We start from the raw sequence: 10,935 nt of genomic DNA, 5'->3' as shown, positions 1-10,935 counted from the left end.
CTTGATCTCCTCCACCGGCGGGGCGGAGAGGGAGACGCGGATGGTGTCGCCGATGCCCTGCGACAGCAGCGCACCGAACGCGACGGCCGACTTGATCGTGCCCTGGAAGGCGGGGCCGGCCTCGGTGACACCCAGGTGGAGCGGGTAGTCGCACTGCGCGGCGAGCTGCCGGTACGCCTCGACCATNACGACCGGGTCGTTGTGCTTGACCGAGATCTTGATGTCGCGGAAGTCGTGCTCCTCGAACAGCGACGCCTCCCACAGCGCCGACTCCGCCAGCGCCTCCGGGGTGGCCTTGCCGTACTTCTGCAGCAGCCGCCGGTCCAGCGAGCCCGCGTTCACCCCGATACGGATCGGGGTGCCGTGGTCCTTCGCCGCCTTCGCGATCTCCTTGACCTGGTCGTCGAACTTCTTGATGTTGCCCGGGTTCACCCGCACCGCCGCACAGCCCGCCTCGATCGCGGCGAACACGTACTTGGGCTGGAAGTGGATGTCCGCGATCACCGGGATCTGCGACTTCTTCGCGATCACCGCCAGCGCGTCCGCGTCGTCCTGCGTCGGACACGCCACCCGCACGATCTGGCAGCCCGACGCCGTCAGCTCCGCGATCTGCTGCAACGTCGCACCGATGTCCGACGTCCGCGTCGTCGTCATCGACTGCACCGACACCGGGGCATCCCCGCCCACCGCCACGGATCCGACCTGGATCCGCCGGCTCCCGCGGCGCACGGCGAGCGGGCGCAGCGGCACCTCGGGGAGGCCCAGGGAGACTGCGGTCATCTGCTTCACTCCCTGTTCGACGAGACGGTCTCGCGCATCGCGCGCAGGGACTCCTTGAGGGACCCCATGGTGGCGAGGACGGCGGTGGGCTCGTAACCGCAGTGCGCCATGCAGTTGGCGCAGCGCGGGTCCTTGCCGCGGCCGTACTGGTCCCAGTCGGTGTCCTCGATCAGCTCCCGGTACGTCGGCACGTAGCCGTCGCTCATCAGGTAGCAGGGGCGCTGCCAGCCGAAGAGCGAGTAGTTGGGGATCGCCCACGCGGTGCACGGGAAGTCGACCTTGCCCTCGAGGAAGTCGAGGAACAGGGGTGAGTGGTTCAGCCGCCAGCGGCGCCGGTTGCCGCCCGCGAAGGCCTTCTTGAACAGCTCCCGGGTCTGCTCCACGCCCAGGAAGTGCTCCTGGTCGGGGGCCTTCTCGTAGGCGTAGGCGGGCGAGATCATCATCTCGTCGACCTTGAGGTCGTCGTTGAGGAAGTTCAGCACCTCGACGATGGTCTGCGGGGTGTCGGTGTTGAAGAAGGTCGAGTTGGTGGTGACGCGGAAGCCGCGCCGCTTGGCCTCCTTGATGGCCTCCACGGCCTCGTCGAACACGCCTTCCTTGGCGACGGACTCGTCGTGCCGCTCCCGCAGCCCGTCGATGTGCACCGCGAACGCGAAGTACGGCGACGGGGTGAACTTGTCCATCTTCTTGCGCATCAGCAGCGCGTTGGTGCACAGGAAGACGTACTTGCGGCGGGCCACCAACTGGCGCACGATCTCGTCGATCTGAGGGTGCATGAGCGGTTCGCCGCCGGCGATCGACACCATCGGCGCCCCGGATTCCAGGACCGCGCCGACGGCCTGTGCGACGGGCATGCGCTGCTTGAGCACGCCGGCCGGATGCTGGATCTTGCCGCAGCCTTCGCACTTGAGGTTGCAGGCGAAGAGCGGTTCCAGCTCCACGATGAGCGGGAACTTGTCCCGCCTGCGGAGCTTCTGTTCGGCCAAGTATGTAGCGACCTTGATGGACTGACGCAGCGGCATGGCCATCTGGCTCACCTCCTGGGGAGCAGCAAGGAACGGTGCCATTCATAGAAAGCCGGTAGTACGGAACGAAGGACACGGAAAGCCGATATTCCACCGCGGACCGTGCCGATGCGGACGAGTTCGTGTTCAGGAGCGTCCACGACCACCCGGACGGCCGCAACCGGGCGCTCGGCCACCCGGACGGCGCTCAGGAGCGTGGCAGCCGATTCCATGTCGACCGCGATCGCGCCGGTCGCGAGCAGGTCGGACCGCTCGTGGCCGCGGACGACGTGGTCGGAGCCGGTGAGCGGTCCGGTGTGCACGGTGCGCCCGGGCGCCGCGCGCACCAGTTCCTTCACCAACAGCTCGGTGCCCACGCAGCTCACGCTCCCGCGCGGGTCACGGGTCTCCTCTGCGACCACCAGGTCGCCGGGGTGCATGCCGGGGGCGAGGCCCGCGCAGAAGCCGGTGGCGAGGACGGCCGCCCCGCTCAGGGCCGGATCGCCGAGGACCCGGGTGACGGACAGCTCGGCCGCCGCCGGCCCCATGCCCGTGCGCAGTACGGTGACCGGCCCGCCCGGGGTGGAGCGCTCGCGCCTGCGCAGCGCGACGTGTTCGATGCCGAGCGCGCAGGCGATCAGCAGCGGGGCGGGGGCGGGCCGGTTGCTCATCAGCTGCCCTTCGCCTCGGCGAGCGCCTGGCCGGCGGCGGCCGTCGCCTCGGCCGGCTTCTTGGTGAAGGGCTCCCCGTGGACGTACCGGCCGAGTGCGGTGAGCGGGAAGACCTGCCGGTAGAGGTGGTAGTTGATGGAGAAGTCCCAGGGGAAGCCGGTGCCGGTGAAGTAGGGCTCGTCCCAGGAGCCGTCCTCCCGCTGGGTGGCCGCGAGCCACGCGATGCCGCGTTCGACGGCGGTGGTGTCCCGCTCCCCCGCCGCCAGCAGCGCCATCAGCGCCCAGGCGGTCTGTGAGGCGGTGGAGGCGCCCCGGCCGCTCCACTCCTTGCTGTAGCGGTAGGAGCGCAGGTCCTCGCCCCAGCCGCCGTCGTCGTTCTGCACCTTCTCCAGCCAGGCCACGGCCCGCCGGATCGCCGGATGGGACGTCGGGATGCCGGCCGCGGTCAGGGCGGGGACCACGGACCCGGTGCCGTAGACATAGTTGACGCCCCAGCGCCCGAACCACGAGCCCTCCGGCTCCTGTTCGGCGAGCAGCCATGCGACACCGCGCCGGGTGCGCGGGTCGTGGGCCAGCCCCTCGACGGCGAGCATCTCCACGACGTGCGCGGTGACGTCGGCCGACGGCGGGTCGATGACCTCGCCGAAGTCGCAGAACGGCAGCCGGTTGGGGAAGGGGCTGGTGTTGTCGGCGTCGAAGGCGCCCCACGCGCCGTCGCGGGACTGCATGCCGAGGTTCCAGCGCACCCCGCGGCCGACGGCGCTGTCCACCCGGTCCGGGTCGTGGTGCTTGACCCGGCGCAGCGCGAGGACCACCTCGGCGGTGTCGTCGATGTCGGGGTAGTTGTCGTTGTGGAACTCGAACGCCCAGCCGCCCGGCGGCAGATGAGGCCGGCGCACGGACCAGTCGCCGGGCCGTACCACCTGTTCGCCGAGCATCCAGTCGGCGGCCTTGACCAGTTGCGGGTGGTCGGCGGGCAGACCCGCGTCGGCCAGCGCGATGGTGGCCAGGCAGGTGTCCCACACCGGTGACTGGCAGGCCTCGATCATCCGGGCGCCGTCCTCGCGCCACACGGCGAACCGGTCCAGGGACTCCAGCCCCGCCCGCATCACCGGGTGGTTGAGGTCGTAGCCGAGCAGGTGCAGGGCGATGACCGAGTACACGGCGGGGGGCTGGATGCCGCCCCAGCAGCCGTCGTTCTCCTGCCGCTCGATGATCCAGCGGGCGGCGGTGTTCATGGCCGCCCCGCGCAGCCGGCGCGGGATCGCCCGGCGCAGGGCGTGCAGGCCCTTGTCCAGCCGCTGGAAGGCACCGTCCCAGGTGTTCGCCGGGGCGAACGGCCGGGGAGGATGGGGCCGTGCGGGGTCGGTGTGCAGCTCGTCCAGCGGGAACGGGGCGGGGCGCACCGGCCTCTTGGCGGAGACGATGGTGAGCGGCACGATGGTCTGCCGCGCCCAGCAGCCGAAGTCGTAGATGTTGAGCGGCACCCAGGTCGGGAACCAGATCAGCTCGGGCGGCAGTTCGGGCAGGTCCTCCCACTTCCACCAGCCGAACAGGGCCAGCCAGATGCGGGTGAAGACCCGGGAGGCGGCGATGCCCCCCTGCTCGCGCACCCAGGCGGAGGCCTTCGCCATGTGCGGGGCGTCCGGGGCGTCGCCGGCCAGGCGGAGCGCGACGTACGCCTCGACGGTGGCGGAGAGGTCGCCGGGTCCGCCGTGGAAGGTGGCCCAGGTGCCGTCCTCGCGCTGTTCCCCACGGATGAACAGGGCGGCGGCGCGGGTGGTGTCCTCGTCGCGGATGCCGAGGAACTGACGCAGCAGCAGGTCCTCGGCATCCATCGTGACGTTCGTCTCGAGGTCGCCCTTCCACCAGCCTTCGTCATGCTGACGGGACAGCAGGAAGTCGGTGGCGCGCCGCATGGCGCGGGCGGCTCTGTCGGGAACCCCGGCCGCCTCGGGGATGTCGGTGTCGTTTTCGCTGGCCGCGGCCACACGGGTCGGCGAGGCCGCCCCGGTGCTTCCGTCGGTCGTCGCTGTCATGGCTTCCCCTTCGTGCAGTCCTGCAAATGGTGCGTCTGCTGTGGGTCCGCCGTCGGCCGCTGGGGTACTCCCGTACCACCGGCCGGCGACTACGCGAGGGCTATTCGACCGATAGTGATCATCTCTTTCGTACGACGACGAAGTCCGCGAGCGCCGTGAACTGCTCCCGCACCCGGTCGGGCATGTCCACGGTGTCCAGGGCTCCGATGGCGATGGTGTGCTGACGTCGTGCCTCCTCGGCGGTCCACTCGCGACCGCCGGCCTCCTCGATGAGGGCGGCACGGGCCGCGAACTCCTCCTCGGAGAAGTTCGCGAAGTCACTGCTCTTGGCGTCCGCGGCGAGGATCTCGCCGAGCCGTGCGGCGGCCGGGCCGTCCGCGGCGAGGGCGGCCACGACCGGGAGGGACTTCTTGCGCTGGCGCAGGTCGCTCCAGGTCTGCTTGCCGGTGGACTCCGGGTCGCCCCAGATGCCGAGGAGGTCGTCGACGGCCTGGAAGGCGAGGCCCAGGTGGTGGCCGTACCTCTCCAGCGCGTCCGCGGTGCGGTCGTCGGCGCCGCCGAGCACCGCGCCGATGGAGCTGGCGCAGGCGAGCAGGGCGCCGGTCTTGTTGCCCTCCATCTCCAGGCACTCCTCGACGCTGACGCGGTCGCGGTGCTCGTAGGAGATGTCCTGGGCCTGTCCGTCGATGAGGGCCCGGCTCGCGCGGGTGAGCCGGCGCGTGGCCCGGCCGGCCTCGACGGTGCCGAGTTCCAGCAGCACCTCGTTGGCCAGGGCGAACAGGGCGTCGCCGACCAGGATGGCCTGGGCGGGGCCGTGCACCTTCCAGACGGTGTCGCGGTGCCGGCGCTGTTCGTCGCCGTCCATCAGGTCGTCGTGCAGCAGCGAGAAGTTGTGGACCAGTTCGACGGCGACCGCGCCGGGCACGCCGGTCGCCGGCGCGGCTCCGGTGACCTCGGCCGACAGCACGGCGAGGGCGGGACGCACGGCCTTGCCGCCGTCGCCGTCCGCGGGGCGGCCCTGGGCGTCGATCCAGCCGAAGTGGTAGGCGGCGACCGTGTCCATGGGAGGTGCCAGACGGTCGACGGCCGCCCGCAGTACCGGCGTGGCCAGGGTCCGCCCGCGCTCCAGGAGCGCGGACACGTCCACCGCGGTCCTTCGAGCGGCCTGCGGGGCCGGGGGCACAGTGGGCACAGTCTCTCCTCTTGTTGCGGTACCGGGGGTGCGGGGACCTGCCGCGCCGCTTCGCTGCAGCATCAGGCCGCCTCCTCGAATGCGAAGAGGTGACGCGGGCGGGGCCGGCCGAGGGCACCCAGCGCGGCGTCCGCCGCGCCGACGCCGCTGCGGACCGCACTCTCCATGGTCGCGGGCCACCCGGTGGCGGTCCACGCTCCGGCCAGGTACAGGCCGGGTGCCTTGGTGCGGGCGCCGGGCCTGAGGCGTCCGACGCCGGGGGCGGGAGCGAAGGTGGCGGTGCGCTCCCGGGTGACGAAGAAGTCCTCGACCCGGGCGTCGCGGGTGTGCGGCAGCAGCCGCTCCAGTTCGGGCAGGTACCGCTCGCGCAGGGCGGCGACGGGCGCGTCGATGTCGTCCTGGGCGACCGACTGGGACAGCGCCAGGTACTGGCCGCGCCGCAGGCCGGAGGCGTCGGTGCGGTCGAAGACCCACTGCACGGGGGTGCCGAGCGCGGCGAAGAAGGGCCGGGCGAGCACCTTGCGGTCGTAGACGACGTGGACGTTGAGGATCGGGGCGGTGCCGATGTCGAGCAGCCGTTCGGGGCGGTCGAGCGCGCCGGCGGGGAGCAGGTCGTGCGCCTCGCGCTGCGGTACGGCGAGGACCACGGCGTCGGCGTGGATCGTCTCGCCGGGGGTCTCGACCGTCCAGCTCCCGTCGGCTCCGGTGCGCACGGAGGTGACGCGGGTGCGGACCTCGGTGCGCACGCCCGCGGAGTCCAGCGCCTCGCGGGCGAGCCGGTCGTGCAGGTCGCCCAGCGGCACCCGGGCCCAGCCGATGTCGGCCGCGCCGGGGTCGGAGAGCAGTCCGGTCTTGAACACCATCGCGGCGAGCGCCAGCGACGAGTCGCCCGCGACCGCGTTGAGGGTGGCGACCCCGACCAGGTCCCACAGAGCCTCGACGGCGCGCGGCGACTGGCCGTGGGCGGCCAGCCAGCTGCCGAAGTCCTCCTCGTCCAGGGCGGGGTCGGTGAGGTCGAGGCCCTTCAGGGCGAGCGCGGCCCGGCCCACCCGGGCACGGTCGGCGAGCGACAGGTGCGGGTACGCGGCGAGGCTGCGCCCCAGGTGCAGCGGTACGGGCAGCGGGTCGCGCCGCAGCCGGCCCAGCCGACGCCCCTCGGGCCGGTCGGCGTCGACCACGGGCACGTCGAGGCGGTCCTGCAGGGGGGCCAGGTCCGCGCCCCCGATCCGGTCGAGGAACCAGCGGTAGGCGGTACAGCAGCGCAGGTACACGTGCTGGCCGTTGTCGACGGTCAGCTCGCCGCGCCGGAAGGAGAAGGCGAGTCCGCCCAGCCGGGGCCGGCCCTCCAGGAGGGTGACGCGCACCCCGGCGTCGGCGAGGGCGAGGGCCGCGGTGGTGCCGGCCAGCCCGCCGCCGACCACGACGGCATGACGTCCCGGCGGGACCGGGGCGTCCGTGCGGGGCCCCTCGGAGCGTGCGCCGTGGCTCATGCGTCCTCCCCTGCCCGACGGGGCCGCACGAACGGTGCGCGGCCGGCCGTCTCGGTGAGGGACGCGGCGACGCGGCGGAGGGTTGCCCGCCGCTTTCCGTCCGGGTAGGCGGTGTCCATCAGGCACGCCTCCCGACGGTACGCCGGGTGACGTGGCGGGTGTCCAGACCGGAGAGGCCGCGCACCGCCACGTAGGCCTTCTCCCGGCCGGGCAGGGAGACCCGGCCGCGCAGCACGGCCTCGGGGTCGCGCTCGATGCGGTCCAGGAGCCGGCGGTAGATGCCGGCCATGGCGGCGACGCAGGCGCCGCTGCGCCGGTCGAGCATGGGGAGCAGGCGGTAGCCCTCGGCGAAAAGGGCGCGGGCCCTGCGCACTTCGAAGTGCACCAGGCCCGCGAAATCGGAGCCCGCGGGTGGTGTCGGCCCGTCGAACCCGGCGGAACAGCCGAACTTGGCGAGGTCGTCGGCGGGCAGGTAGGTGCGGCCGCCCTCGGCGTCCTCGCGGACGTCCCGCAGGATGTTGGTGAGCTGCAGCGCCAGGCCGAGCGTATCGGCGTACTCGGAGGCGCGTTCCACGCCGCGCGCGCCCGGTTCGGTGCCGAACACGCCGAGGGAGAGCCGTCCGATGGCGCCGGCGACGCAGCGGCAGTAGACCTTCAGGTCGTCCCAGGTCTCGTACGTCTCGCCGCGTACGTCCATCTGGACGCCGTCGATGAGTTCGTCCAGGCCGCCGAGCGGGATCGGGAAGTGTGTGGCGGCGTGGGCGAGGGCGACCGCGACCGGGTCGGTGTCGTCCTCCTCGACCTCGCCGTCCCGGACGCGGGCGAGCAGCGCGCGGGTGTCCTCCAGCCGGGCGACCTTGACGTCGTCGGCGAGCGAACCGTCGCCGATGTCGTCGACCCGCCGGGAGAACGCGTACAGCGCCGACATCGCACGCCGCTTGGGCGTCGGCAGCAGCCGGATGCCGTAGGCGAAGTTGCGTGCCTGCTGGCCGGTGACGGTCTCGCAGTAGCTGTAGGCGGCGAGTACCGGTGCGGACGCGGATGGTTGCGACTCCACGGTCCGGATCACCCCTTTCCTCGCAGAGTCACGCCCGCCTCGCGCAACAGCTGCGTCTTGCCGGGCTTGGGCGGGCCGGGAAGTACGTCGTATTCGGCGGCGGCGATCGCGCGGACGGCCGCCCTGCCTCCCGCCACGAACCCCGCGAGCAGCAGGCGGAGCCTGCCCCGGACGCTGCTCACCAGGGGTGCGCCTTCGTCCAGCAGGTCCCGGGCGCGCTCGGCCTGGTACGCGACGAGGGCGCGCACCGATGCGCCGGCGGTGGGTGCGGCGAGGTCCGCCTCGGTGACATGAAAGAGCTTCATGTCCGCGGCGGGCAGGTAGATGCGGTCGCGGCCGAGGTCCTCGGCGACGTCCTGGAGGTGCTCGACGATCTGCAGGGCCGTGCAGACGGCGTCGGAGCGGCGGATGCGTTCCGGGGTGGCGGTCCCGGTGACGGCGAGCACCAGGCGGCCGACCGGGTTGGCCGACAGCTCGCAGTAGGCGAGCAGGTCGTCGTAGGTCTCGTAGCGCTTGACGAGCTGGTCCTGGCGGTTGGCGGCGATCAGGCCGAGGAACGGCTCGGGGCTCAGCGCGCGCAGGCGGACCGTCGGCTCCAGCCGGAGCATCAGGGGGTGGCGGGGGCGCGGGCCGGCCGGGTCGAACACCCGGTGAAGGTCGGCTTCCAGCGCGTCCAGCAGGGCGAGGCGGTCGTCGGCCCGCTCGGCGGGGACGCCGAGGGCGCGGGCGTCGGCGCCGCCGGGGGCCAGGTCGCCGTCGCCGATGTCGTCGACCAGACGGGCGAAGCCGTACACGGCCATGAGGTCGGCGCGCCATGCCTTGGGCAGGAAGAAGGGGGCCACCGGGAAGTTCTCGGCGGCGGCCTTGTCGAGTGTCGCCCGCTCCATGGCGGCGGGGCGTGCGTCGGCCGCCGTCATCGCGGACTGCCCGGGAAGAGGACGGCGCATGCTGAGTTCAGCCGGGGAGTCTCCGAAGCCATTGCCGTCACATCTCCCGTTCTACACTGCTGACCCAATTCACACTATTTCGGACACGCCGCCCAGGCGTCCACCCGACAGCACCGATGAATGATGTCGGGCATTATGGCCCTGATTGCCGCCTTTCGGGACCGGTACAGCTTACGTTGTACAACGCACCTTGCCTCGCCGGGGGTCCACCGAGCACCACGACAACACACCGATCGGCGTCAAAATTCCTCCTCGCACGAGGAGTTGACGCATCTTTTGCAGACGCCGGGCCCCGCCGGGCCGTTCCGGCGGGGCCCTGGACGGGCGGGCTACTTGCCCGTGAACTTCTCGTACTCCCGGAGCACCTCGTCGGTCGGGCCGTCCATGCGCAGCTCGCCGCGCTCCAGCCACAGCACCCGGTCGCAGGTGTCNCGGATGGACTTGTTGTTGTGGCTGACCAGGAAGACGGTGCCGGCGTGCTTGCGCAGCTCGCGGATGCGCGCCTCGGAGCGCTTCTGGAAGGAGCGGTCGCCGGTGGCCAGCGCCTCGTCGATCATCAGGACGTCGTGGTCCTTGGCGGCGGCGATGGAGAAGCGCAGGCGGGCCGCCATGCCGGAGGAGTAGGTGCGCATCGGCAGGGTGATGAAGTCACCCTTCTCGTTGATGCCGGAGAAGTCGACGATCTCCTGGTAGCGCGCCTTGACCTCCTCGCGGGACATGCCCATCGCGAGACCGCCGAGGATGATGTTCCGCTCACCGGTGAGGTCGTTCATCAGGGCCGCGTTGACGCCGAGCAGGGACGGCTGGCCGTCGGTGTACACCTTGCCGCTCTCGGCGGGCAGCAGCCCGGCGACGGCCCGCAGCAGGGTGGACTTGCCGGAACCGTTGGAACCGATCAGGCCGATGGCCTCGCCCCGGTAGGCCACGAACGACACCCCGCGCACGGCGTGCACCTTGCGCACGCCCCGCTCCTCGCCGCGCTTGAGGATCCGGCTGAGCGCCGCCGTGGCGCTGCCCTTCCCGCCCCTGGCGCCGTTGACCCGGTAGACGATGTGCAGGTCGTCCGCGATGACGGTGGGCACCCGCGCACCCGTCTTGTCGTCAGCCACGGCCGTACCTCTCCTCTGCCTTCCAGAAGTAGACGAAGCCGACCACGGCGGCCAGCACCGCCCAGCCCAGCGCGAACGCCCAGATGTGCGGCGGCAGGTACGACGAGCCGTACTCGTCGATCATCGCGAAGCGCACCAGGTCCATGTAGACCGCGGCCGGGTTCCACTGCAGCACGTCCGCCAGCCAGGCCGGGACGTTCTTGTCCTCCAGCATCGCGGGGATGGAGAACATCACGCCCGAGGCGTACATCCAGGTCCGCAGCACGAACGGCATCAGCTGCGCCAGGTCCGGGGTGTTGCTGCCCATCCGCGCGAAGATCAGCGCCAGTCCCGTGTTGAACAGGAACTGCAGCGCCAGCGCCGGCACCACCAGCAGCCACGACAGGCTCGGGTAGCTGCCGAAGCCCACCATGATCACGACCAGCACGATCATCGAGAACAGCAGCTGCTGGAGCTGCTGCAGCGCGAACGAGACCGGCAGCGACGCCCGCGGGAAGTGCAGCGCCCGCACCAGCCCCAGGTTCCCCGAGATCGCCCGCACGCCCGCCAGCACCGAGCTCTGCGTGAACGTGAACACGAACACGCCCGTCACCAGGAACGGCACGTACACGTCGCTCGGAATGCCCCGCCGGGCGCCGAGCAGCAG

Annotated in this window: 11 protein-coding genes; all 11 read right to left on the bottom strand. The window is 71.8% G+C overall.

What is annotated here, in order from left to right:
- A partial coding sequence (gene ispG, locus B100_RS0133155) for a flavodoxin-dependent (E)-4-hydroxy-3-methylbut-2-enyl-diphosphate synthase (protein ID WP_024888637.1) occupies nt 1-780 on the bottom strand: 780 nt, incomplete at its 3' end.
- Between the two features lie 5 nt (nt 781-785).
- Nucleotides 786-1,808 (bottom strand): adenosyl-hopene transferase HpnH, encoded by a 1,023-nt coding sequence (hpnH, locus tag B100_RS0133150; RefSeq protein WP_024888636.1) that lies wholly within the window; start codon nt 1,806-1,808, stop codon nt 786-788.
- A 5-nt stretch (nt 1,809-1,813) separates the two neighbouring features.
- A complete protein-coding gene (locus tag B100_RS0133145) occupies nt 1,814-2,455 on the bottom strand; it encodes a phosphorylase family protein (RefSeq protein ID WP_024888635.1) in 642 nt (213 codons plus the stop codon).
- Nucleotides 2,455-4,494, bottom strand: a complete 2,040-nt coding sequence (gene shc, locus B100_RS0133140; RefSeq protein WP_024888634.1) for a squalene--hopene cyclase — start codon at nt 4,492-4,494, stop codon at nt 2,455-2,457. The genes B100_RS0133145 and shc overlap by 1 nt, the downstream gene beginning before the upstream one ends.
- 118 nt (nt 4,495-4,612) lie before the next feature.
- On the bottom strand, nt 4,613-5,677 hold the full coding sequence (locus B100_RS0133135) for a polyprenyl synthetase family protein (RefSeq protein ID WP_024888633.1): 1,065 nt from the start codon (nt 5,675-5,677) through the stop codon (nt 4,613-4,615).
- A gap of 71 nt (nt 5,678-5,748) precedes the next feature.
- The gene (gene hpnE, locus B100_RS0133130; RefSeq protein ID WP_024888632.1) at nt 5,749-7,176 is read right to left on the bottom strand and encodes a hydroxysqualene dehydroxylase HpnE; all 1,428 of its coding nucleotides are present in this window, start codon (nt 7,174-7,176) and stop codon (nt 5,749-5,751) included.
- Complete coding sequence (locus B100_RS37940; protein ID WP_486585773.1) at nt 7,173-7,295, bottom strand: DUF6380 family protein; 123 nt, start codon at nt 7,293-7,295, stop codon at nt 7,173-7,175. The genes hpnE and B100_RS37940 overlap by 4 nt, the downstream gene beginning before the upstream one ends.
- Nucleotides 7,295-8,245 carry a presqualene diphosphate synthase HpnD gene (gene hpnD / locus B100_RS0133125; RefSeq protein ID WP_024888631.1) on the bottom strand — a complete coding sequence of 317 codons (951 nt, stop codon included), beginning with the start codon at nt 8,243-8,245 and terminating at the stop codon, nt 7,295-7,297. Before hpnD ends, B100_RS37940 begins: the two co-directional genes overlap by 1 nt.
- Entirely contained in the window at nt 8,242-9,150 is a 909-nt protein-coding gene (gene hpnC, locus B100_RS0133120; RefSeq protein WP_024888630.1) for a squalene synthase HpnC, read from the bottom strand. The genes hpnD and hpnC overlap by 4 nt, the downstream gene beginning before the upstream one ends.
- Before the next feature lie 359 nt (nt 9,151-9,509).
- The gene (locus B100_RS0133115; protein ID WP_024888629.1) at nt 9,510-10,289 is read right to left on the bottom strand and encodes an ABC transporter ATP-binding protein; all 780 of its coding nucleotides are present in this window, start codon (nt 10,287-10,289) and stop codon (nt 9,510-9,512) included.
- The coding region (locus tag B100_RS0133110) for an ABC transporter permease (RefSeq protein ID WP_024888628.1) at nt 10,282-10,935 on the bottom strand (654 nt) is incomplete at its 5' end. The genes B100_RS0133110 and B100_RS0133115, both read right to left, overlap by 8 nt.

The sequence above is a fragment of the Streptomyces sp. CNH189 genome, from assembly GCF_000527195.1.
The sequence above is the reverse complement of the archived record's forward strand: the minus strand, read 5'-3'. Positions and strand labels throughout refer to the sequence as shown.